A 23,265-nucleotide genomic window follows, 5' to 3' on the forward strand; every position below is an offset into this window, starting at 1 on the left:
CGCAGCTGTTTGAGCGAAGCGAGTTCTGCGAGACCCCGCGAAACGCGAGCACCGCAGGTTGCCCCGTAGCGAAGCGCAGGGGTCGCAGACAGTGGGGTCGCCTTTTCTTTGCTTACTTTCTTTTGGCGAAGCAAAAGAAAGTAAGTCCGCCGCCGGGCGGAACTCCCGGCCTCGGAAAACAAACAAGCAGCAGGAGCACAGACAGATCAAACCGTCTCCTCCTCAAGCTCAGCAGAAGACCGACGAGCCCCTCCCCCCAACCGATCAAACGCCAAATAAATAACCGGCGTAGTAAACAAAGTCAGCAACTGACTAACGATCAACCCACCAAAAATCGCAAGCCCCAGAGGACGCCTCAACTCAGCCCCATCCCCAAAACTCAACATCAAAGGCACAGCAGCAAACAAAGCCGCCAGCGTAGTCATCAAGATAGGACGAAACCGCAACAGAGCAGCCTGATGAATCGCCTCCCGCGCCGACTTCCCTTGAGTCCGTTCAGCATCGATAGCAAAGTCGATCATCATGATCGCGTTCTTCTTCACGATGCCGATCAGCAAGATGATCCCGATGATCCCAATCACCCCCAGATCATTGCCAGTAATCATCAGCGCCAACAAGGCACCGACCCCAGCAGAAGGCAACGTAGACAAAATCGTCAACGGATGCACATAGCTCTCGTACAGCACCCCCAGCACGATGTACACGCAAACCACCGCCGCCAGAATCAACCACAGCTGATTCGACAACGACTTTTCATAGGCCCCCGAAGCCCCCAGAAAAGTCATCGTCACGCTGCTCGGCAACCCGATCTCTTTCGCAGCCGCGCGAATCGCCGCCACCGACCCACCCAAAGAAACCCCCGGCGCCGTATCGAAGTTCAACGTACTCGCCGGATACTGCGCCACGTGCGTGATCTGCAACGGCGCCTGCCGCTCGCTGATCTCCGCAAAAGCCGACAGCGGCGTCGCCGTGCCCGACCCCGCAATGAGGTTCAACTGCCCCAGCGTCTGCGGCGTGTTCACCATGCCGGGCTGCGCTTCCAGAATCACGCGGTACTGGTTCGTCTCCGTAAAAATGGTCGACACGATGCGCTGGCCGAAGGCGCTGTACAGTGCATCGTCCACCGAACTCGCAGTGATCGACAGCCGCGAGGCCGTGTCGCGGTTCACGTTCACATACGCGGCCAGGCCTTGCGCGCCGGCATCGCTGCTCACGTTGCGCACCTTGTCCGACTCCTGCAGCTTCGCCACCAGCTTCTGCATCCACTCGGTGACGAGCGCGCTGTTCACGCCTTCCAGCGACACGCGGTACTCGGTCGGTCCGGTCTCGGCATCGATGGTCAGGTCTTGCGTGGGCTGCAGGTACAGCGTGAGGCCGGCCACCTGCCGCACGCGATCGCGCAGGCGGTCCATCACCTCCTGCTGGTTGTCGTGGCTCTTCGTCAGGTTGATGAGCATGCTGCCGGTGTGCAACATCGTGTTGTTGGCCGCGTCCACACCGACGAAGGAGCTGAGGTTCTCGACGTCGGGGTCTTCAAGAATGGCGCGCGCGGCCTGCTGCTGCAGCTGCGCCATGCGCTCGAAAGACACGTCTTGCGCGGCCTGCACGCGGGCCTGCAGCTGGCCGGTGTCCTGCGTGGGGAACAGGCCCTTGGGAATCGTGAGGTACAGCACCACGGTCAGCACCATGGTGAGCAGCGCCACCAACAGCGTGAGCGGCTGGTGGGCGATCACCCAGTGCAGCGAGCGGTCGTAGCGCACCATCACGCCGTCGAAGAAACGCTGGGCGCGCGCGCCGAAGCCGGTGCCCGTCGCGTCCTTCTTCGGCTCGTGCTTGAGCCAGCGCGCCGACATCATCGGCACCAGCGTGAGCGACACCACGCCCGAGATCAGGATGGTGATCGCCAGCGTCACGGCGAACTCGCGGAACAGGCGGCCCACCACGTCGCCCATGAACAGCAACGGGATCAGCACGGCGATGAGCGACACGGTCAGCGAGATGATCGTGAAGCCGATCTGCGCGGCGCCCTTGAACGCGGCCTGCAGCGGCTTTTCGCCTTCCTCGATGTAGCGCGCGATGTTCTCGATCATGACGATCGCGTCGTCCACCACGAAGCCGGTGGCGATGGTCAGCGCCATCAGGCTCAGGTTGTTCAGGCTGTAGCCCAGCAAGTACATCAGGCCGAAGCTGCCGATCAGCGAGATCGGCACGGCGATGCTGGCGATGACGGTGGCGCGCAGGCTGCCCAGGAACGCAAAGATCACCAGCACCACGAGCACCACGGCCAGCACCAGTTCCATTTCGACGTGCTGCACCGACGAGCGGATGCCGGCGGTGCGGTCGCTCAGCACCTCGATCTGCAGGCCCGCGGGCAGGCCGGCCTGCAGTTCGGGCAGCTGCTTCTTGATGGCGTTGACAGTCGCGATCACGTTGGCGCCGGGCTGGCGCTGCACGTTCAGGATGATGGCGGGCGTGAGCTGCACCTGCCCGTCGACCTTGCGACCGGACCAGGCACCGAGCTGGGCGTTCTCGGCGCTGTTGACCACACGCGCCACGTCGACCATGCGGATCGGCGCGCCGTTCTTGTAGCTGACGATGAGGTTCTTGTAGTCGTCGACCGTGAGCAGCTGGTCGTTCGAGTTGATGGTGTAGGCGCGCTTGGGGCCGTCGAAGCTGCCCTTGGCGCCGTTGGAGTTGGCCGCGCTGATGGCGGTGCGCAGCGAATCCAGCCCGATGCCGTTGGCCGCCAGCGCCTGCGTGTTGGCCTGGATGCGCACGGCCGGGCGTTGCCCGCCGCTGAGCGACACGAGGCCCACGCCCGAGACCTGGCTGATCTTCTGCGCGAGCCGGGTGTTCACGAGGTTCTGCACCTCGGTGAGCGGCAGCGTGTCCGACGTGATGGCCAGCGTGAGCACCGGCGCATCAGCCGGGTTGACCTTGGCATACACCGGCGGCGCGGGCAGGTCGGCCGGCAGCAGCGAACCGCCGGCGTTGATGGCGGCCTGCACTTCCTGCTCGGCGACGTCGAGCGTCTGGCCCAGCGAAAACTGTAGCGTGATGATCGACACGCCCGCCGCGCTGGTCGAGCTCATGCGGTCGAGCCCCGACATCTGACCGAACTGGCGCTCCAGCGGCGCAGTGACGGTGTTGCTCATGACCTCGGGGCTGGCCCCGGGGTAGAGCGTCTGGACCTGGATGGTCGGGTAGTCGACCTGCGGCAGCGCCGCCAGCGGCAAGAAGCGGAACGCCACCAGGCCGGCCAGCACGATGGCCAACATCAGCAGCGAGGTGGCGACCGGCCGCAGGATGAACGGGCGCGACGGGCTCATAGATATACCTTCGTGCTTCGCACTGCGGTGCGAGCTTGTTTGGGGCGGCCCGGCACGGCGCTCATGGGCTGCGCCGTCCCTCACCGCCGCGTTCGCCGCCGCGCTCGGACTGACGTTGCCAACGCTCCAGCGCGGCCGGGTCGCCGCGGTCGAGTGCTTCGAGGAAACGCTTGCGGCGTTCGAGTTGTTCGGGATCGTCCTTGGCCGCGTCGAGCATGCGCTGGCGCTGCTCGGGGGTGGGGAGCTTGGCGGGTGTGGCTGCAGGTGCAGGCGTTGTTGCCGCAGGCGCTGCAGCCGGCGCAGCCGTTCCAGCGGCAGGTGCGGCCGGTGCCTGCGATGGCGCAGCCGGTGCCGCCGTTTCGGCCGGACGGGCACCGCCGGCGCCTTCCTGCCGACGTCCGCCACGCCGTCCACCCGGCGCTGCTGCGCCGGAGGCCGCACCGGCGGGCCGGTCGACCGTGGTCTGCACGCGCGCGCCGTCCTTCAGGCGGTCGCCGCCTTCGGTCACCACGGTTTCGCCGGGCTGCAGGCCCTTGGTGATCGAGGCGAATTCGACGCTCGACTCACCGCGCGTCACCGGTCGCTGCGAGGCCGTGTTCTCGGCCGTCACCACGTACACGTAGTCGCCGTTCGGGCCGTACCGCAGCGCCGTGACCGGCACCACCACCGCGCTGCTCACGGTGCGCAGCAGCAGCCGCAGGTTGACGAACTGGTTCGGGAACAGCACGCCGTCGGCGTTGGTGAAGCGCGCCTTGGCCTTCACGGTGCCGGTCTGCGTGTCGACCATGTTGTCGAGCGTGGAAAAACTGCCCTCGGCCAGCCGACGCGTGCGCGTGCGGTCGAAGGCAGTGGTGGCGAGCGTGGCGCCCTGCCCCAGCCGCTCCTGCACCTCGGGCACGCGGTCTTGCGGAATGGCGAACTCGACGTCGATGGGCGCGATCTGCGTGATGGTGGCCACGCCGCCCGTGCTGCCGGTCGAGATGTAGTTGCCCGCGTCCACCGGCCGCAGGCCGATGCGCCCGCTCACCGGCGCCGTGATGCGGCTCCAGGTCAGGTTGAGCTTGGCGGTGTTTTCGTTGGCGCGGTCGATGGCCACGGTGCCTTCGAGCTGCTTGACCAGCGCGGCCTGGGTGTCGACGTCCTGGCGGGCGATGGAGTCTTGCCCGAGCAGCGTCTGGTAGCGCTGCAGCGTGACGCGCGCCGCGGCCAGCTGCGCCTCGTCGCGCTGGCGCGCGCCGGCGGCCTGCGCCAGTGCGTTCTCGAAGGGCTGCGGGTCGATGGTGGCGAGCACGTCGCCCTTCTTGACCATCTGGCCTTCCTTGAACAGCACGGCCGTGAGCACGCCCGACACCTGCGGCTGCACCGTCACATTGGCCAGCGGCGTGACCGTGCCCAGCGCTTCGAGCTGCACCGGAATGTCGGCCTGCCGCGCGACGGCGGTGCCGACGGTGCTGGAGGCCGCACCGCCGCCACCGCCACCCGCTCGCCCACCCGGACCACCGCCGCCGGGCCGCCCTTGGCCCGGTCCGCCCGCGCCGGGCGCCGGTGATTTGGAACGCTGGATCAGGTACCAGGCACCGCCCCCGAGGGCCACCAGCAGAAGCAGGGCCATCAGGCTCCCGAACCAGCGGCGCCGACGCGCCGGAGGATGGGTCGGCGACACGACGGGTGGCAGGGGCTCGGGGGGCGTGTGGGAATCCATGGGCGGTGCGTGCGAAGGGGTGCGAAAGAGCGACCTGAAGGGAGGCGGCCTAGAGTACAGCGCGAAATATCACTCCCCAAGTTTTCCGTGCCGTAAAGCGACGGTAAAGCTTCCGTTTGCATGCATCTGTCGTGGCCTTCCGCCCGCCATTCACGCCCGCGGCCGGCACTTCACGCCGCCCACCCGCATTTCGTCGCATGGCCGTGGCGAGGGCCCGGCGGCATCGGCACAGTCCGCTCCATCGATTCCCTGCCCCCTTTGTCTTCTTCCAACCGAACGGAGCCTCTCATGCTGATGCAGATCCTTCTTCACACCCCGAAGTGGGTGTTCGCCGTGTTCGTCCTGCTGGCCTGGCTCGGCGGCCGTCAGCTCGTGGCCAACCGCCTCGGCCTGAACCGCGTGCTGGTGATGCCGGTCGCGATGGCCGGCCTGTCGTTCTTCGGTGTGGTGTCGGTCTTCGGCGACTCGGCCGGCGCACTGCTCGGCTGGGCCGTGGCCGCGCTGCTGCTCGTGGCGCTGGTGCTGCGCCGCCCACTGCCGGCGACCACGCGCTACGACGCGGCCGCGCGCCAGTTCGAGGTGGCCGGCACCGCCGTGCCGCTGATGCTCATGATGGGCATCTTCTTCACCAAGTACGTGGTGGGCGTGTCGCTGGCCATGCACCCCGAGCTACGCCACCACGTGGCCTTCGCCCTGGGCGTGCCCGCGCTGTACGGCGCCTTCAGCGGCATCTTCGCGGCCCGTGCCGCGCGCCTGTGGCGGTTGGCCGCCGCGTCGGGTGCGATGGTCAGCGGGGCCCGCGCGGCCTAAGATTCCGGTCCCGTTCCGACCCTTGCGGCCAGAACAGTCAGGACCGAGTTCGAACGCATCCAAAAACCACCCCATCCTGACCTGTCTGTCCAAGGAGAACTGTCATGAACACATCCACCACTTCGAACCGCGCCGATGCCGATCTCGAAAAGCGCGCCCGCCGCCGCGCCGGCGCCAAGATGGGCTGGTACATCCACGCCTTCGTCTACGTGGTCGTCAACCTGGGCCTGGTCGGGCTGGCCGCCTCGCGCGGCCACACGTGGGCCGTCTACCCGCTCATGGGCTGGGGCCTGGGCCTGCTGATCCACGGCGCAGTGGTCTGGTTCCTCGCGCCCGGCGGCGGTTTCTACGACCGGCTGGTGGCACGCGAGCGCCGCACCCTGGGCGCCGAGGACCGTTGATGACGGCAGCGGCGGACACCGCCCGCCCGTCGCGCTTTCGCGCCGAGAACCTTCGGGACATCCTGCGGCATGGCCTGATCACGGTCGCCTTCTGCTGCGTCATCGCGGCGGCGCTGACGGTCTCGGGCATGGGCAGCTGGAGTTCGCAGATGGTGTATTCGCTGTCGATCGGAACCATCAGCTGGCTGGTCATCGACACCGGCCGCCTGTTCATCAGCGGCAAGAGCGACGTGCTCTGGCCGCACGGCCCCTGGGGCTTCGTGCTGGTGGCCTTCGGCGTCGTGCTGGGCTTCCTCGGCGGCGGCGCCATCGGGGACGCCTGGGTCGGCCGGCCGCTGTTCGACTTCAGCGGCTTCGCCCGCCACCGGATGGCCTCCACCATCGTCATCACGCTGGCGGCCACCATCGGCATGTGCTACCTCTTCTACAGCCTGGGGCGCAGCAAGCACATGCAACGCCAGATCGACCTGGCCCAGCGCAATGCCACCGAAGCCCGCCTCAAGCTGCTCGAAACCCAGCTCGAGCCGCACATGCTCTTCAACACGCTGGCGAACCTGCGCGTGCTGATCACCGTCGACCCGCCGCGCGCCGTGGCCATGCTCGACCGGCTCAACAGCTATCTGCGCATGACGCTCAGCGGCTCGCGCGCGCTGTCGCATCCGCTGTCGGCCGAGTTCGAACGGCTCGGCGACTACCTCGAACTGATGTCGGTGCGCATGGGCGAGCGCCTGCGCTACACGCTCGACCTGCCCGACGATCTGCGTGACACACCCGTGCCGCCGCTGCTGCTGCAGCCGCTGGTCGAGAACAGCATCCGCCACGGGCTCGAGCCCCAGGTCGAAGGCGGCGAGATCGCCGTGCGCGCGCGCCGGGAGGCGGGCGAACTGGTCATCGAAGTGAGCGACACCGGCGTCGGGCTCGATGCGGCGCCACCACAACCGTTGGAAAGCGGCGGTTTCGGGCTCGAACAGGTGCGCGAGCGGCTGGCCACCGTGTACGGCGAGCAGGGCCGGCTGAGCCTGCGCCCCGCGCAAGCTGGCGGCGGTACGTGCGTCACCTTGAACCTTCCCCTGCCCGCCTGAACATGCCCCACGACGACAGGAAGACGATGCCCCTCACCGCCCTCATCGCCGAAGACGAACCCCTGCTGGCCCAGGCCCTGCAGGCCGAGCTGGCCACGGTCTGGCCCGAGTTGCGCGTGGTCGCCACCGCCCGCGACGGCCGCAGCGCCGTGCGCGAGGCGCTGCGGCTGCTGCCGCAGGTGCTGTTCTTCGACATCCGCATGCCCGGCCTCGACGGACTGGGCGCCGCCGCCGAGCTGGCCGACAGCTGGCCGACGGACGAGGCGCCGATGCCGCAGCTGGTGTTCGTGACCGCCTACGACGAGTACGCCGCACGCGCCTTTGAGGCCGAAGCCATCGACTACGTGCTCAAGCCCGTGCAGCCCGAGCGCCTGCGCAAGACCGTGGCGCGGCTGCGGCAGGCATTGGCGGCGGCCGCGCCGTCGATGACGCCGCCCGTCCCGGCCGACGAAGCGCTGGAGCGCACCCTCGCCCAGTGGCGCCAGGTGCTGGGCGCCGCCGGCGGTGCCCCGTCGGCATCGCCATCGGCACCGCTGCGCATGATTGCCGCCAGCGATGCCGGCGGCGCCACCGTGCGCATGGTGCCGATCGACGAGGTGCTGTACTTTGAGGCGGCCGACAAATACCTGCGCGTGCTCACCGCCACGCAGGAATATTTGATCCGCACGCCCCTCAAGCAGCTGCTGCCCCAGCTCGACCCCGACACCTTCTGGCAGGTGCACCGGGCGGTGGTGGTGCGCAGCGCGGCCATCGAGGCGGTGCACCGCGACGAGGCCGGCAAGCTGCACCTCGCGCTGCGCGGGCGGGCCGAGAAGATTCCGGTCAGCCGGCTCTACGCCCATCTGTTTCGCGCCATGTGAAATCTTCGAACCCAGCGCCCAGCAAAAAGCCGGCCTTTTCGGGGCCGGCTTTTTTCATTCAGTCACGAATGGCGTTGTAAATCAGCGCCAGTGGCCGTGTCCGTGGCCATGACCGCGGTGATAGCCGCGACCGTAGTAGCGCGGGCCGTAATAGGCCGGCGGCGGTGCGTAGTAGACCGGTGCCGGGCGGTAATACACCGGCGGCGGCGGGCGGTAGTAGACCGGGGGCGGCGGTGCGTAATACACAGGAGCCGGCGGCGCGTAGACCGGGGCCGGGTAGTAGGCGGGACCGCCCACGCCGACCGCCACGCCGGGCACGCCGACGCCGATCGACCAGCTCACGTCGCCGCGGGCGCTGGCCGAGGTGGCCGCAAACAGGGCACCGAAGGCCACCGCACCGGCGGCGGCCCATTTGAAGAGGTTGGAACGTGTGACGCTCATGATGTGGAACTCCTTGTTGAGGGGGCGTTGTGGGCCCATGTGTGTATTGAACGCCCCAAATGCAAACCGCGTGGACGCTGCATTGTGAAGAGCGTTGCCAAAAGTAACCCCCGCAGGCCCCCCTCTAGAATGACGCGATGACCTCCCCGACCGACAAAAGCGGCACCAAAACGACCGCTGCACCGAGCAATTTCCTGCGCCATGTGATCGAGAACGACCTCGCACAGGGTGCCTACGCAGGCCGCACCTGGGGCGGTTCCCCGGGCGACGCCGCCCACCACGCCCAGGGCATGCCCGACCCCGCCAAGGTTCGCATGCGCTTTCCGCCCGAGCCCAACGGCTACCTGCACATCGGCCACGCCAAGAGCATCTGGCTGAATTTCCAGCTCGCCAAGGAATACGGTGGCGTGTGCCACCTGCGCTTCGACGACACCAACCCCGAGAAGGAAGAGCAAGAGTACGTCGATTCCATCCGCGACGCGGTGAAGTGGCTCGGCTACGAAACCTACCTGGCCGACCGCCCCAGCGCGCCCGGCACGCTGCAGGAACACGAGTACTTCGCCAGCAACTACTTCGACTTCATGTACGAAGCCGCCGAGTACCTGATCGGCGCCGGCCTGGCGTACGTCGACGAGCAGACGCCCGACGAAATGCGCGCCAACCGCGGCGACTTCAACACGCCCGGCACCGACAGCCGCTTCCGCAGCCGCAGCTCGCAAGAAAACCTGGCGCGCTTTCGCGAGATGCGCGACGGCAAGCTCGACGACGGCGCCGCCATCCTGCGCGCCAGGATCGACATGGCGAGCCCCAACATCAACATGCGCGACCCCGCGCTGTACCGCATCCGCCGCGCCACCCACCACAACACGGGCGACAAGTGGTGCATCTACCCGATGTACACCTACGCGCACCCGATCGAAGACGCGCTGGAGCAGATCACCCACTCCATCTGCACGCTCGAATTCGAAGACCAGCGCCCCTTCTACGACTGGCTGCTCGACCGCCTGGCCGAAGGCGGCCTCGTCGCCAGCCCGCACCCGCGCCAGTACGAGTTCGCCCGCCTGAACGTGACCCACGTGATGACCAGCAAGCGCAAGCTGCGCCAGCTGGTCGAAGAAAAGCACGTCGACGGGTGGGACGACCCCCGCATGCCCACCATCGCCGGCCTGCGCCGCCGCGGCTACACGCCCGCCGCGCTGCAGCTGTTCTGCGAACGCAGCGGCACCACCAAATCGGGCGGCTGGATCGAGTACGCCAGCCTCGAAGCTGCGCTGCGCGACACCCTCGAGCCCGTCGCGCCGCGCGCCATGGCCGTGCTCGACCCGGTGAAACTGGTCATCACGAATTGGGGCGAGCTGATGGGCGGCGACGACGTTCTCGACGACTGCTCCGCCCCCGTGCACCCGCACCACCCCGAGATGGGCAAGCGCGAATTCAAGCTCGGCCGCGAAGTCTGGATCGAGCGCTCCGACTACGAAGACGTGCAGCCCAAGGGCTTCTTCCGCCTGTTCCCCGGCAACAAGGTGCGCCTGAAGTACGGCCACGTCATCGAATGCACCGGCGCCACGCGCGACGCCGACGGCAAGCTCCTCGAAGTGCAGGCCACGCTGGTGCCCGACACCAAGAGCGGCACGCCCGGCGCGGACGCGATCAAGGTCAAGGGCAACATCACCTGGGTGGCTGCGGCGGATGCCGTGCAGGCCGAGGTGCGACTGTACGAACGCCTGTTCGCCGAAGCCAACCCGGGCAGCGGCGAGCTGCTGGACGAGCTGAACAAGCACAGCCTCGAGGTGTGCACGGCGTTCGTCGAGCCGTCGCTGGCGAAGGCTGAAGCGGGCGTGGGCATCCAGTTCGAACGGCATGGCTACTTCGTGCGCGACGCGAAGGCCGGCGCAGAAGACAAGCCCGTGTTCAACCGCGCGGCGGGGATGCGGGACAGCTGGGCCAAGTAAGGCCGGTTTTCTCTCTCCCGCAAAGCCGGGGCCGACGTGGCTCCGGCTTTTTTCTTTTTCAGCAGGGCGCTATTGCGGCCGCTTGTAGACCACGCCCAGCACCGCGCTGTTCTCGTCGGTGGTGCAGACGACGGAGCGACCTTGCGGGCCGACCTTCAGGTTGATCGTGTAGATCCCGTCGCGCGGCGTGGTGCCACTGTCGACAACGACGCTGGCCGCAGGCACCTTCAGTTCACGCGCGGCTGCGCCCACGCAGTTCTTGACGCTCGCCTCGGGCGCACCGCCGACGCGGACGGAGGTGCTGTTGCAGGCGATCAGCAAGACGCCGGCGCTCGCCAAGCAAGCGATATGGATGAAGCTTCGCATCGTCATTTCGGGTTCTCTGATGTTGGCTGGACCAGATCGAATTAACAGGCGTCGGACCACCACACGGTGCAGGACAGACCCGTTTCTGCGTGTGGCCCTTCACTGATTTCTTGAGGCAACCAACGCTTTTTCCACGCGACTAACTCTCGGTAAGCCATTGATCCGGCGAGATTTTCCGTATGAAAGTTGATTCATAGGAATCTCACGGAAAACTTGACTTCTCGTTGACCGACGCAGACAGACATCGTGGCGCAACTGGTGCGAGACTATCTGCCGCAGTTGGCCGATGCGCCACGCGACGCCACCCGCCCATGAATCTGCCAACCGACTCCCGCCTGATCCGCTTCAACAAACCCTACGGCGTCCTCAGCCAGTTCACGCCCGAGGGCCGCTGGCGTGGGCTGAAGGACTTCATCGACCTCCCCGGTGTCTACGTCGCCGGACGCCTTGATGCCGACAGCGAAGGCCTGCTGCTGCTCACCGACGATGGCAAGCTGCAAGCGCGCATCGCCGATCCGCGCTTCAAGATGGAGAAGATCTACTGGGTACAGGTGGAGGGCGTGCCGACCGACGACGCACTGGCAGCGCTGCGCAACGGCGTGCAGCTCAACGACGGGCCCACGCGCCCCGCACGGGCACGCCTGCTCGACCCACCACCCGCTGTGTGGAACCGCGAGCCCCCCATCCGCGAGCGCAAGCTCATTCCCACCGCGTGGCTGGAGCTGGCGATCAGCGAAGGCCGCAACCGCCAGGTACGGCGCATGACGGCGGCCGTGGGGCTGCCGACGCTGCGCCTCATCCGCGCCGCCATCGGGCCTTACACGCTCGACGGACTGGCGCCCGGAACCTGGCTGGAACAGAACGGCGACTGAGCCGCCGCACCACCACCAACTCTTCATTCGAATCCTGTCCATGCACATGAACCTTCCTTTCTCCGACCTCCCCTCCTCTGCCGCGCTGAACCGCCGCAGCGCCGTGCTCGGCGCCCTCGGCTTGCTGGCGTTGCCGGCCGGTGCCGCGGCCCCGGCCAAGAAAAACAACAAACCGCAGGCACCCGACGTCTGGCCGCACGCCTCACTGGTGCCCGGCGGCGTCGCCCGCCTGTCGCTCGGCCCGGCGGCCACGCGCCCCAAGGCCTTCGCTGGTGATGTGCCCGTGCTGGTGCTCGGCGATCCGATCGAATGGACGGCGCTCGTCGGCATTCCGCTCGCAACCCCACCGGGCGAAGCCAACATCAGCGTGCGCGCCGAGGGCAAGCCCGACCGTCAGATCGCCTACACCGTTGCCCCGAAGCAGTACCGCGAACAACGTCTGACGGTAGCGCCGCGCAGGGTCGACCTGTCGCCTGAGGACCAGGCCCGCTACAACAAGGAGCGCGACCACCTGGCCGGCGTGATGGCCACCCTCACCGACCTGCGCCCCGACGCCGCGCTGCAGATGCGCGTGCCCGTGCCGGGCCGCCGCTCCAGTTCCTTCGGCCTGCGCCGCGTGTTCAACGGCCAGTCGCGCAATCCGCACAGCGGCATGGACATCGCGGCCGGCACCGGCACACCCGTGCTCGCGCCGCTGGCCGGCAAGGTGATCGACACCGGCGACTACCTCTTGCCCGGCGGCACCGTCTGGCTCGACCACGGCGGCGGCCTGCTGACGATGTACTGCCACCTGAGCCGCTGGGACGTGAAGGTCGGCGACGTGCTCAAGGCCGGCGAGCCGCTGGCCGCCGTGGGCGCGACGGGACGGGTGACCGGGCCGCACCTGCATTGGGGGGTGATGCTGAACCGGACGATGGTGGATCCGGCGTTGTTCGTTGCGGGTTAAGTTGCGCGCAGGAACGAGCCTTCGTGAGCCCCGAAGATCGCAGCGTATGACGATCCGGATCAAGTCCTTTCTCGTTTGGCTCGCAGTCGTTCCAGTGCTGTCGGCGCTGTGCGTCATCGGCGTGAACCTGTTGCCGCTCTGGTTCGTGTACCTCCTGCCCTATGCGATCGGGGTGGCCTTGCTGGCGATCCTGGTGGCGATCGTGGCGGCAGGCGGCGCGACCAAAACCCTCGGCGCCAGCTTCGGGGGCCTTGCTGCCGGCGTCGTTCTTGTGTTCGTCGCCTACGACATCGTCAAAACCGCTGATCGAGCGGATTGGAACGCTTCGTACGACGAATTCCGGCAGTTCAGTCAGGTCGTAGCACGCGGCGATCGGAAGGCCACGGCGTTGGCCCTCGACGATCTCCGGCGCTTCACGCCGGCCGAAGCGCTCTGCATCCTCGGTACCGACAGCGGAACCGGCGGCTCAGGCTATCTCATGCCCGATGGCCCGGACACGCAGCGCACTCGCCAAGGAAATCACTACTTCATCTCGCCGCCGCGACTTTTCGAGGTGGCCGAGATCCTCGTTTCGACGCAACCTGCTAAGCGTGAAACGCAGGTGGCCCTGTACAAGATGCTGCAGGACTTGCACTGGCGCGACGACCCCGCGGCATTCCCACGCTGGGAACAGCTCTGGCTGCGCACAAAGGCCGCCACGGGCGGCACCGCCGGATGGCACTTCGACGGTGCCCGCTTGAGGCGACCGCCTGAGCAGTGCGGAGGAGACGACGACACGCATCTGGCCTGGCTGATCGATGAGATCAACAAGCCGCCCGAAACACCGAAAAAAGCGCGTGCCCACGAATCGGGCAGCTCGCAAGCGCGACAAGCCGCGGACAACGCGCTTCGAGACGCGCAGAACAACGCTATCGCGCGGTGAAGGCCCGGGCGCCCGCCCCGGCTTATAAAGAGACCTTTCGAGGAGCGAGGCGAGCGACCGATGGCAAAACAAACAAGAACCGAGCGCCGACGCGAGCGTGCGCGACAGGAACTGGCTGGCAAGGGCTGGACCGCGATCTTCTTCGGCATCGTGCTGCTGGTGATCGCACCCGCCTTCCTGACAGGGCCGATCGTGGGCGGGCTGGGACCGGCGCTCCGGCCCGCCGGGTGGGTCGCTCTGGCGGTCGGCGCCGTACTGCTGGGCCTGCACTACATCATCCGTCGTCAGGCCGCCCGCGTGAAGATCGAGCCCGCTGCAGCTCGAACTGCGGCACGACCCGCGCCCGCCGTGACCACCGAGCGTCGCGAGCCTGCGCTATCGACAGTGCCCCAAGTGAGCCAGGAATCACAGTGGAGCCCCGCCGTGCTCCACGCCATCGAATGGCGCCGCTTCGAAGCCTTGTGCGAAGCGCTCTATGCGCAAGCCGGCTTCACCACGCGCAGCCAATCGCACGGCGCGGACGGCGGCGTCGATATCTGGCTCCAGTCCAAGCACAGTGACGTCCCGCGCATCGTGCAGTGCAAGCATTGGCAAGGCAAAGCCGTGGGCGTGAAGGAAATGCGCGAGTTCTTCGGCGTGATGGCTTCGCACCAATTGAAGAGCGGCACGTACGTGACGAGCTCAACCTTCTCGGCGGAAGCAGCTGCGTTTGCGAAGGCGAACGGCATCCACGCCCAAGACGGCGCGGCCCTGCTCCAGCTGATCGGCCAGCGCACGCCCGAGCAACAAGCGGCCCTGCTCGCCGTGGCCTACGAAGGCGAATACTGGCGCCCCACCTGCGCGAGCTGTGGCACCAAGATGGTCGAAAGAAGCTCGTCCAAGAACGACGGCAGCTTCTGGGGCTGCGCCAACTATCCGAAGTGCCGGGGCCGGACGATCCCGAAGTCGAAGGCATCCGCGACGGTCTAGCCGGAAGGCAAGCCATGGCCCATCCACCGATGTTCACCGAAGCCTGCCTCGACACCTCCTTCGCGCGCACCACCGAACGCCGCGAAGCCCTCGCCCTGCTCAACACCCGCCTGCACCCTGCCCTGCAGTGGATCGTCGCCGCCGAAGTCGCCGCGGGCAACCGCGTCGTCGATGTCGGCATCGACTGGCCCGACGTGGGCTCGGTGCATGTCACGCTCCACAGACACTTCACCGGCCGGCACGCCGGCAAGGAAGCCGCGTTCAGCCTCTGCGACGATCCGCACTACTGGCATGCCGACTACAGCACCACGGAAAAACCGCGGCATCTGCTGATCTGCTGAACTGAAGGCCGCCGCCCTCAGAGCGGCCTGGTCAGATACACCGCCTCGCGCCCGACGATCGTTCGCTGCGCGGGCATGAAGATCGTGCAGTCGTCGCACGGCGCGCGGATTTCGTCCGGGCCGTTGGTGGCGATCAGCTCGCCCTTGGCAAAGGTCTCGAAGCCGATCAGCGGGCGCACGAAGGCGAAGTCTTCCGACTTGATGACGTGCGTCTGCAGCAGCTCGAAGCGGCGCTGCTCGCCGGGCGCGGGCACGGCCGGGTCCTTGTCGATGAGGCCGAAGTGCGCCAGGAAGTCGAGCGAGATGGCGGTGGCCAGCTCGGAGGCCGAGCGCAGGAAATGCTGGCCGCATTCGGCCACCAGCGCCACGCCCTTGCCGTCGGCCTTGCCATGCTGGCCGTGCTGGATCAGCGGCGTGCCCGAGCCCAGGCCGTCGGGCATCACCAGGTGCACCGACGGGCGGCCGATGGCCATGGCGGCCTCGGCGTTGCGGTCGAAGGCCGGGTACACCCAGAACGGGATCACGGGCTGGCTCGTGGAATGGATGTCGAGGATGTGGTCGGCCGCGCTCACCACCGGGCGCAGCACGCGGGCGCGGCTCAGCTCGGGGCTGTCTTCGCTGCCGTCGAGCCATTCGGGTGACCACACGCGGTTGAGGTTGTGCACCAGCTGGCGGCTGTCGAAGGGCAGCGCCTCGTTGAAAGATTCGTACGCCGCCACGTTGGCAAAGCTGATGGTGAGCGTGCCGATCTTCGGGCGCACGCCGGTGTCGAGCAGGTGCGTGGCAGCGGTCATGCCGCAGATCTCGTTGCCGTGCGTCAGCGCATTGATCAGCACGTGCGGCCCGGGCTTGCCGGACTCGAAGCGGTGCACGTAGTCGATGCCGACGTTGCCCTCGCGGTAGGCAGAAAGGTCGCGGGGGAGGACTTCGAGGGCGGGGGGCGATTGGGTCATGGGGGATGGAGTGGAATGAGCGGCCGGATGAGTTTGCTACAGGTCACAGATTTGTGCCTTTCTACCCAAAAACCGCGCCTTGAGCCGCAAATTCACATTTGCGAATCATTTTTTGAGCCGATTTATCTAAAATGCGGCTCATGGCCACCTTCGCCCCGCTCTACATCTGGCAGCAGCCCGACTGGCCGCAGCTTCGGTTCGACCTGTCCGAAGCCAGCCCGGCCCTGCTCCGCGCGCGCGAACTCCGAGGGGAAGTGAACGGCATGGCGCGAGCCATCGGCCTGGAAGGGCTGGTCGGCGTCGAGCAGGAACTGTGGACACAGGAAGCCGTGGCCACCGCCGCCATTGAAGGCGAGCGGCTGGACCTCGCCGCGGTGCGTTCCTCGGTCATGCGGCGCCTCGGCACCGACGATGCCGGCCCGACCGACCGGCACATCGACGGTTTGGTCGAAGTCATCCATGACGCCACGACGAACTTCGATGCACCACTCGACACAGACCGGCTGTGCCGCTGGCAATCGGCGCTCTTTCCGGGCGGCACGACCGGCATCCGGCGCATCGCGGTCGGCCGCTACCGGGACCACGCCGATGCCATGCAGATCGTGAGCGGCCTGCCCGGCAAGGAGGTGGTGCACTACACGGCGCCTCCGTCTTCCGCCGTCCCGCGCGAAATGGACGCCTTCCTCGCATGGTTTGCACAGACACGGCACGCGGGCATGGACGGCATTGCGCGCGCTGCCATCGCGCACCTGTGGTTCGAAACCATCCACCCGTTCGAAGATGGCAACGGCCGCGTCGGCCGCGCGGTGGCCGACATGGCGTTGGCACAGGACACAGGCGCTTCCACGCGGCTCTTCAGCCTGTCGAGGCAACTGCTCAAAGACCGCAAGGGCTACTACGACGCGTTGGCCGTGGGCCAGTCGGGCGACGCAGACGTCACCCCCTTCGTGCAGTGGTTCGCACATGCGTTCGGCGAGGCCTGCATCGCGTCGAGCCAGGTGATCCAGTCGTCACTGGAGCGTTCGCGCTTCTGGGCACGGCATGCGCAGCACCCGCTCAACGAGCGGCAGCGGGCCTTGCTGCGCCGGCTGCTCGAGGCCGGCGACGGCGGCTTTCTCGGCGGCCTCAATGTGGAGAAGTATCTGAAGATGGTGCGGGTGTCGAAGGCGACGGCCACGCGGGATCTCTCGGAGCTCGTGCAGAACGGCATGCTGTACACCGTGGGCCAAGGCAAGGCGGTGCGCTACTACATTGCCATGCCCGGGTGGACGCACGGTATCGCGGCTGAAGCCAGCTGAATCCGCTGCGCCCACGTCAACTCATCAATTCACCAATTCACTTCCCGCTCCGGCGTCGCAGAAATGTGGTGAATCGACAGATCCGCCCCGTCGTACTCCTCCTCCTGCGACAGCCGCAGCCCCATCGTCACCTTGAGCACGCCGTACACCACGGCACCGCCGATCAGCGCCCAGACCACGCCGAGCAGGGTGCCGATGAGCTGTGCCCACAGGTTCACGCCGCCGATACCGCCCAGCGCCTGCGTGCCGAAGATGCCGGCCGCGATGCCGCCCCAGGTGCCGCACAGGCCGTGCAGCGGCCACACGCCGAGCACGTCGTCGATCTTCCATTTGTTCTGGGTGCGCGTGAACATGAAGACGAAGATGGCGCCAGCCACGCCGCCCGCCACGAGCGCGCCCAGCGGGTGCATGAGGTCGGAGCCGGCGCACACCGCCACGAGGCCGGCGAGCGGGCCGTTGTAGACGAAGCCGGGGTCGTTCTTGCCCATGGCCAGCGCCACCAGCGTGCCACCGACCATGGCCATCAGCGAGTTGACGGCGACGAGGCCCGATATCTTGTCGATGCTCTGCGCGCTCATCACGTTGAAGCCGAACCAGCCCACGCACAGCACCCACGCGCCCAGCGCCAGGAACGGGATGTTCGACGGCGGGTGTGCGCTCAGCGAGCCGTCGCCGCGGTAGCGGTTGCGGCGCGCGCCCAGCAGCAACACGGCCGGCAGCGCGAGCCAGCCGCCCACGGCGTGCACGACGACCGAGCCGGCGAAGTCATGGAACTCATGACCCGTGACCGAAGCGATCCAGGCCTGGATGCCGAAAGCCTTGTTCCAGGCGATGCCCTCGTACAGCGGGTAGACAAAGCCGACGATGACCGCGGTGGCGATCAGTTGGGGCCAGAACTTGGCGCGCTCGGCGATGCCGCCCGAGATGATGGCCGGAATGGCCGCCGCGAAGGTCAGCAGGAAGAAGAACTTCACCAGCTCGTAGCCGCTTCTTGCCGACAGTTCGGTGGCGCTGACGAAGAAATGCGTGCCGTAGGCCACGCCGTAGCCCACCAGGAAGTACACGATGGTCGACACCGAGAAGTCGACCAGGATCTTGACCAGCGCATTGACCTGGTTCTTCTTGCGCACGGTGCCCAGTTCGAGAAAGGCAAAGCCGGCATGCATGGCCAGGACCATGATCGCGCCGAGAAGGATGAACAGCGCATCTGCGCCCTGTTTGAGTGCGTCCATGAGAGCTTCTTGCGGTTTTTGGTTTGATTTGGTGCGTCGCACCCGAACGGCTCGGGGCACCGGCGCAAGAAAGCAAAAATGGTGCCTGCAGGCTCTTTGATGGTGCGGAACGACCCAAGAATGGGCTGATTTCGCGGGGTGCGCACCGGATCGGAACGCGCCGAAGCGCTCAGCCCGCGCCGCCGCGCAGCGCGTCGCGATACCGCCGGCTGCAGGGCACGGTCGTGCCGTCGTGCATGTGCAGCCGGGCGTCGCCACCATCCAGCGGCTCGATCTCCTTGATGCGACCTAGGTTGACCGCGTGGCTGCGGTGCACGCGCACGAAAGTGGCGGGGTCGAGCTGGGTCAGGAAGTCGGTGAGCGTGGCGCGCAGCAGGTAGTCGTGGCCGTTGACGTGCAGGCCGACGTAGTTGCCCTCGGCCTGCAGCCAGTCGATGTCGGTGGCGGCGATGAGGAATTCGCGGCGCAGCTTGCGCACGAGGAAGCGTTCAGGGCGGATCGGCGGCGGCACTGCGGGCGCGGGCAATTCGTGCACGGAGGGTTCGATCCCCTCCGGTTCCGCCAGCGCCTCGGGCACCGGCGCCACGCCCTCTTCCGGCGGATCGAGCACGCGCGCCTCGCCCTGCAGCCGCAGCATGAACAGCCGGTAGGCCCAGACGCCGAAGACCATCGAGGCGTAGACGCGCACGTCCTTCAGGTACTCGTAGCCCCATCGCCCCATGGCGCCGACGAAGTCGTAGGGCTCGCCGGCGGCGGCATACACCGCGGCGCGCAGCCCGAACATCGCCGTCACATGGGCCAGGCTCAGGAGCACGCTCGCCACCAGATGCCCGGCGAGAAAGCGCACCCAGTGGTCGCGCGCCAGCGGCGACAGCCTGCGCTCCACGGCCACCAGCACGGGTACGAGGGCCAGCAGCGCGATGTGGCTCGACACCTCCCAGGTAATGACCTCCCAGTTCGCGCGCGGCACGGCGCGGCTGCGGGCGTCGATGAGCGCGACCACGGTGCTGATCACGGCCTGCACCGTCATCAGCACGATCCAGAAGCCGACTTCGACATACCGCCGGATCGGCTCGTAGCGCTCGTAGAGGTTCTTGCGCGGCTCGCTCATGCGGGGATTCTCGCGAACCGGGGCCGGATTTCATCCCTGGTGGCCACCGTTCGTCACAAATCCGGTGCGATCCGTCCCGGCGAGGGCCCGCGGGGCGGGCACGGGGGCCACGATGACCGCCATTTCTTCATTCCGGGAGCCCGCCATGCCCTCCGATTCCCTTTCGACGCCGCAGCGCCGCCACGACATCGACGCCCTGCGCGCCCTCGCCTTCCTGCTCGTCATCCTCTATCACGTGGGCATGTACTACGTGGCCGACTGGCCCTGGCACCTCAAGAGCCCGCACGCGGCCGAGTGGCTGCCGTGGCCGATGCGGGTGCTGAACCTGTGGCGCATGGACCTGGTGTTCCTCATCTCGGGCGTGTCGCTCGGCTTCCTGAGCCGGGGCCAGGGTACCTGGGGCCTGCTGCGCAGCCGGAGCCTGCGGTTGATGCTGCCGCTGGCTTTCGGCATGGCGGTGGTCGTGCCCTACCAGGCCTATGCCGAGGGCGTGGCGCGCGGGCTGGTGGCGCCAGGTTTCGGCACCTTCCTGCTGCGCTACCTGTCGATGGGCGCGCCGTGGCCCAAGGGCGCGTTCGCGGGGGCGGAGTTCGGCATCACCTGGAACCACCTCTGGTACCTGCCTTACCTGTTTCTCTACACGGCATTGGTCGCGCTGACGCTGCCGCTGTGGCGCTCAGCAGCCGGGCAGTGGGTGCGCCGGCGCTTCAACGGGCTGCGCGGCTGGCAGCTGCTGGTGCTGCCCGCGTTGCCGTTGCTGGCGTGGACGGTCCTGCTGGCGCGGCATTTCCCGGCCACGCACAACCTGGTGTGGGACTTCCACCTGCACAGCATCTACTTCACCGTGTTCCTCTACGGCTACTGGATGGGCGTGGACACGGGCATCTGGCGCGAGCTCGAACGGCTGCGCCGCGTGTCGCTGCTGCTGGCGGTGGCGGCGATCGGCGCGTTCATCGCGCTGCGCGTCGGGGCCCTGGTTCCGCCCAAGGGGCTGCTGATGGACGTGCTGCGCAATGCCTACCTGTGGCTCGCGGTCGCCACGATCCTGGGCCACGGCCATCGCTACCTGAACCGCCCCTTGCCCTGGCTGCGCTGGGCCAACGAGTCGGTCTACCCCTGGTACATGCTGCACCAGACGCTGATCGTTGCCGGGATTGCGCTGCTGGCCCCGCTCGCACTGGGGCCGGTGTGGGAGCCGATGGCGCTGGTCGCCGTGACGATCGCTGGCTGTTGGCTGCTGACCGACGGGCTGATCCGCCGCATCGGCTGGCTGCGGCCGCTGTTCGGGCTGAAGCGCAAGCCCGAAGCAGAGACGGTGGTGGTTACGCCGCCTGCTTCGGCTTCGGCGTCGTCGACGCCTCGTCCACCGGCACCAGGATGGCGTTCGCCGTCGCCACGAGCTTGAGCTTGTCGTCGCCCTGACCCGCAGGCTGCGCGAACAGCTCGGCCCCGACGAACACCTGCTTGCGCCCCGCCTTCACCACGCGCCCGCGCGCCACGAAGGCTTCGCCGATGGCGGGCGAGATGCAGTTGACCGAGAAATGCGAGGCCAGCACGCGGCCCGCCACGGTGGCGGCCGCGAAGCCGCTCACGGTGTCGAGCAGCGCGGCGATCATGCCCGCGTGCAGGAAGCCGGTGTACTGGCCCATGTCTTCCTCGCGCCATTTCATGCGCAGTTCGGCCTGCCCGTCGGCGGCCTGCGTGACGTCGAAACCGGCCCAGCGGTTGAAGGCGGCCGAACGGTTGATGGCCTGGATCGTGTCGAGCATGGTGAGTGTCCTCTCAAGATGAATGTGGAAAGTGAGACCCACTCTAGAAAGCCGCGCCGCCGCGCGCCGTCTCTTCGGTGACCGGTTCGCCGCCGGCAGATGCATGCGCGACAGCAGCGCTCCCGCGTCACATCGGCGTCACGAAAAAAACTTGGCAACGCCTTAACCCCGTTCGCCCGCCCCGTCCGTAGAAGCAGAGATTCGTAACTGACTTTCTTCCGGAAGGCTTTCCATGCACACACCGTTCTCCGCCCGTCCCCTCCTGCGCGCCACCGCCATCGCGGCCCTCTGGCTGACCGCGGGCGCCGGCGCCCATGCACAGCTGCAGGCCGATGCCTCGCGCATCACGCAGGTGAAGGTCTACCCCGGCAGTGCCACGGTGGAGCGCGTGGCGCGCGTCGCGGCCGGCAGCCGCTCGGTCACTTTTGCCTGCCTGCCGGCCGGGCTCGACGTGCAGAGCCTGCAGGTGTCGGCCGGCGCGGCGGTGCGCGTGGGCGAGACCTCGGTACTCAGCGAGGCGCGCGAGCTCTCGGCGAACTGCGCCACCAGCGCACTCGACGGCCGCATCCGCGAGCTCGAAGACCAGAAGGCCGCCCTGCAGGCCGAGACCGATGCGCTCGGCATGGTCACGGGTTATCTCAAGGGACTGTCGGGCGGCGAGTCGGGCCCCGGCGCGCGTGCGCCGATGGACGCGCGCAACCTCACCGCCGTGACCGATGCGATGCGCCGCTCAGGCCAGGACGCGCTGCTCAAGCAGCACCAGATCCAGCGCCGCCAGACCGACCTCGACCGCCAGCTCAAGCCGCTGCTGGCCGAGCGCGGCCGCACGCAGGGCCAGGGCGCGCAGGTGACGGCCGTGACGGTCACGCTGGCCGCCAGTGCCGACGCCGAGGTGAAGCTCAGCTACCAGGTCAACGGCCCAGGCTGGACGCCGAGCTACCGCGCGCTGCTCGACACCACGACGCGCAAGGTGCGCATCGAGCGCCAGGCGCTGGTGGCGCAGGCCACGGGCGAAGACTGGCGCGGCGTGAAGCTGGTGCTGTCCACCGGCCAGCCGCGCCGCGAGACCACGGGGCGCACGCCGAGCGCGTGGCGCATCGGCATCGAGCCGCCGCCGCGCGCGAACGCCGACATGGCGTACATGGCCGCGCCGATGCCCGCCGCCGCTCCGGCCGCCATCGCCGCCGACCGCAAGATGGCCATGGAGCGCGCACGCGAGCCGCTGTTCGACGTGAGCGTGTTCGACAACAGCTTCGCCACCGAATTCGCCGTGCCGCAGAGCATCGACATTCCTTCCAACGGCCAGCGCGTGACCCTGGCACTGGGCCAGCACGAGGACACGGCGCAGCTCGCCGCACGCACCAGCCCGCGCGTGGACCCGAGCGCCTTCCTGGTCGCCGAGATGGCACAGCCCACGGGCGTGTGGCCGGCCGGCCCGATGCAGCTGTACCGCGACGGCAACTTCGTCGGCCAGGGCCGCTGGAACGCGCCGAGCGACGCGAAGCTCACGCTCTCGTTCGGTCGTGACGAACTGGTGCGCGTGCAGGTCGAGCCCGAGCGCGACAACCAGGGCTCGGGCGGCTTCGCGGGCTCGCGCGCCGAGCGCCAGGTGCAGCGCGCCTACGTGGTCGAGAACCGCCACCGCACGCCGATCGCGGTGCAGGTGCTGGAGGCCGCGCCGGTGTCGGTCGACGAGCAGGTGCGGGTGACCACACGGTTCTCTCCGCAACCCGTGGACCCGGCGTGGAACAAGCAGCCGGGGCTGGCGATGTGGCGCTTCGATCTCGACGCGGGGCAGACGGTGCGCGTGTCGGCGGACTACACGATCGGGTATCCGAAGGATGCGCGGTTGCAGATGCGCTGATTGAGGGTGTTCAGGGCGTGTGCGCTGTCGGATCTTCTCAGCGCA

The 23,265-nt window shown here is 67.7% G+C and carries 21 protein-coding genes; 13 read left to right on the forward strand and 8 right to left on the reverse strand.

Annotated features, from left to right (window positions below):
- Positions 1-206: 206 nt before the first annotated feature.
- Entirely contained in the window at positions 207-3,329 is a 3,123-nt protein-coding gene (locus IG196_RS20700; protein ID WP_192192805.1) for an efflux RND transporter permease subunit, read from the reverse strand.
- A gap of 61 nt (positions 3,330-3,390) precedes the next feature.
- The gene (locus IG196_RS20705) at positions 3,391-5,031 is read right to left on the reverse strand and encodes an efflux RND transporter periplasmic adaptor subunit (RefSeq protein WP_192192806.1); all 1,641 of its coding nucleotides are present in this window, start codon (positions 5,029-5,031) and stop codon (positions 3,391-3,393) included.
- Between the two features lie 288 nt (positions 5,032-5,319).
- Here IG196_RS20705 and IG196_RS20710 point away from each other — a divergent pair, with 288 nt between their 5' ends.
- The 4 genes from IG196_RS20710 (at position 5,320) to IG196_RS20725 (ending at position 8,184) form a co-directional block, all read left to right on the forward strand.
- Positions 5,320-5,841, forward strand: a complete 522-nt coding sequence (locus IG196_RS20710; RefSeq protein WP_099791256.1) for a DUF6622 family protein — start codon at positions 5,320-5,322, stop codon at positions 5,839-5,841.
- A gap of 104 nt (positions 5,842-5,945) precedes the next feature.
- The gene (locus IG196_RS20715) at positions 5,946-6,242 is read left to right on the forward strand and encodes a 2TM domain-containing protein (protein WP_192192807.1); all 297 of its coding nucleotides are present in this window, start codon (positions 5,946-5,948) and stop codon (positions 6,240-6,242) included.
- Positions 6,242-7,324: a sensor histidine kinase gene (locus IG196_RS20720; protein WP_192192808.1), complete on the forward strand. Its 1,083-nt coding sequence runs from the start codon at positions 6,242-6,244 to the stop codon at positions 7,322-7,324. The genes IG196_RS20715 and IG196_RS20720 overlap by 1 nt, the downstream gene beginning before the upstream one ends.
- A gap of 26 nt (positions 7,325-7,350) precedes the next feature.
- On the forward strand, positions 7,351-8,184 hold the full coding sequence (locus tag IG196_RS20725) for a LytR/AlgR family response regulator transcription factor (protein WP_192192809.1): 834 nt from the start codon (positions 7,351-7,353) through the stop codon (positions 8,182-8,184).
- Positions 8,185-8,265: 81 nt separating this feature from the next.
- Here IG196_RS20725 and IG196_RS20730 read toward each other — a convergent pair whose 3' ends face one another.
- The gene (locus IG196_RS20730) at positions 8,266-8,625 is read right to left on the reverse strand and encodes a hypothetical protein (protein ID WP_101489568.1); all 360 of its coding nucleotides are present in this window, start codon (positions 8,623-8,625) and stop codon (positions 8,266-8,268) included.
- Between the two features lie 137 nt (positions 8,626-8,762).
- Here IG196_RS20730 and IG196_RS20735 point away from each other — a divergent pair, with 137 nt between their 5' ends.
- Positions 8,763-10,577 (forward strand): glutamine--tRNA ligase/YqeY domain fusion protein, encoded by a 1,815-nt coding sequence (locus IG196_RS20735; protein ID WP_192192810.1) that lies wholly within the window; start codon positions 8,763-8,765, stop codon positions 10,575-10,577.
- A 69-nt stretch (positions 10,578-10,646) separates the two neighbouring features.
- Here IG196_RS20735 and IG196_RS20740 read toward each other — a convergent pair whose 3' ends face one another.
- Complete coding sequence (locus IG196_RS20740) at positions 10,647-10,949, reverse strand: hypothetical protein (protein WP_192192811.1); 303 nt, start codon at positions 10,947-10,949, stop codon at positions 10,647-10,649.
- Between the two features lie 305 nt (positions 10,950-11,254).
- Here IG196_RS20740 and IG196_RS20745 point away from each other — a divergent pair, with 305 nt between their 5' ends.
- The 5 genes from IG196_RS20745 to IG196_RS20765 are packed head-to-tail and all read left to right on the forward strand — an operon-like array spanning position 11,255 to position 14,993.
- The gene (locus IG196_RS20745) at positions 11,255-11,815 is read left to right on the forward strand and encodes a pseudouridine synthase (protein WP_192192812.1); all 561 of its coding nucleotides are present in this window, start codon (positions 11,255-11,257) and stop codon (positions 11,813-11,815) included.
- Between the two features lie 46 nt (positions 11,816-11,861).
- Positions 11,862-12,761 carry a peptidoglycan DD-metalloendopeptidase family protein gene (locus tag IG196_RS20750; RefSeq protein ID WP_412556392.1) on the forward strand — a complete coding sequence of 300 codons (900 nt, stop codon included), beginning with the start codon at positions 11,862-11,864 and terminating at the stop codon, positions 12,759-12,761.
- A 46-nt stretch (positions 12,762-12,807) separates the two neighbouring features.
- Positions 12,808-13,683: a hypothetical protein gene (locus IG196_RS20755; protein ID WP_192192814.1), complete on the forward strand. Its 876-nt coding sequence runs from the start codon at positions 12,808-12,810 to the stop codon at positions 13,681-13,683.
- 60 nt (positions 13,684-13,743) lie between these two features.
- A complete protein-coding gene (locus IG196_RS20760; RefSeq protein ID WP_192192815.1) occupies positions 13,744-14,652 on the forward strand; it encodes a restriction endonuclease in 909 nt (302 codons plus the stop codon).
- 14 nt (positions 14,653-14,666) lie between these two features.
- On the forward strand, positions 14,667-14,993 hold the full coding sequence (locus tag IG196_RS20765) for a hypothetical protein (RefSeq protein ID WP_192192816.1): 327 nt from the start codon (positions 14,667-14,669) through the stop codon (positions 14,991-14,993).
- A gap of 17 nt (positions 14,994-15,010) precedes the next feature.
- Here the strand turns inward: IG196_RS20765 and IG196_RS20770 are convergent, their stop codons facing one another.
- Complete coding sequence (locus IG196_RS20770; RefSeq protein WP_192192817.1) at positions 15,011-15,946, reverse strand: succinylglutamate desuccinylase/aspartoacylase family protein; 936 nt, start codon at positions 15,944-15,946, stop codon at positions 15,011-15,013.
- 140 nt (positions 15,947-16,086) lie between these two features.
- Between IG196_RS20770 and IG196_RS20775 the strand changes: the two genes are divergently transcribed.
- The gene (locus tag IG196_RS20775; protein WP_225616750.1) at positions 16,087-17,244 is read left to right on the forward strand and encodes a Fic family protein; all 1,158 of its coding nucleotides are present in this window, start codon (positions 16,087-16,089) and stop codon (positions 17,242-17,244) included.
- Between the two features lie 29 nt (positions 17,245-17,273).
- Here IG196_RS20775 and IG196_RS20780 read toward each other — a convergent pair whose 3' ends face one another.
- Positions 17,274-18,476, reverse strand: coding sequence for an ammonium transporter (locus IG196_RS20780; protein ID WP_192192819.1), 1,203 nt, complete (start codon positions 18,474-18,476; stop codon positions 17,274-17,276).
- Between the two features lie 169 nt (positions 18,477-18,645).
- Complete coding sequence (locus tag IG196_RS20785) at positions 18,646-19,587, reverse strand: LytTR family DNA-binding domain-containing protein (RefSeq protein WP_192192820.1); 942 nt, start codon at positions 19,585-19,587, stop codon at positions 18,646-18,648.
- A gap of 145 nt (positions 19,588-19,732) precedes the next feature.
- Between IG196_RS20785 and IG196_RS20790 the strand changes: the two genes are divergently transcribed.
- A complete protein-coding gene (locus IG196_RS20790) occupies positions 19,733-20,992 on the forward strand; it encodes an acyltransferase family protein (protein ID WP_192192821.1) in 1,260 nt (419 codons plus the stop codon).
- On the opposite strand, the gene IG196_RS20795 is transcribed toward IG196_RS20790, so the two are convergent.
- Positions 20,910-21,356 carry a PaaI family thioesterase gene (locus tag IG196_RS20795; protein WP_192192822.1) on the reverse strand — a complete coding sequence of 149 codons (447 nt, stop codon included), beginning with the start codon at positions 21,354-21,356 and terminating at the stop codon, positions 20,910-20,912. The two genes, IG196_RS20790 and IG196_RS20795, sit on opposite strands and share 83 nt — an antisense overlap.
- 232 nt (positions 21,357-21,588) lie before the next feature.
- Between IG196_RS20795 and IG196_RS20800 the strand changes: the two genes are divergently transcribed.
- Positions 21,589-23,220 carry a DUF4139 domain-containing protein gene (locus IG196_RS20800; protein ID WP_192192823.1) on the forward strand — a complete coding sequence of 544 codons (1,632 nt, stop codon included), beginning with the start codon at positions 21,589-21,591 and terminating at the stop codon, positions 23,218-23,220.
- Positions 23,221-23,265 lie beyond the last annotated feature (45 nt).

The sequence above is a fragment of the Variovorax sp. 38R genome, from assembly GCF_014843395.1.
GTDB classification, from domain to species: Bacteria; Pseudomonadota; Gammaproteobacteria; order Burkholderiales; family Burkholderiaceae_C; genus Variovorax; species Variovorax paradoxus_H.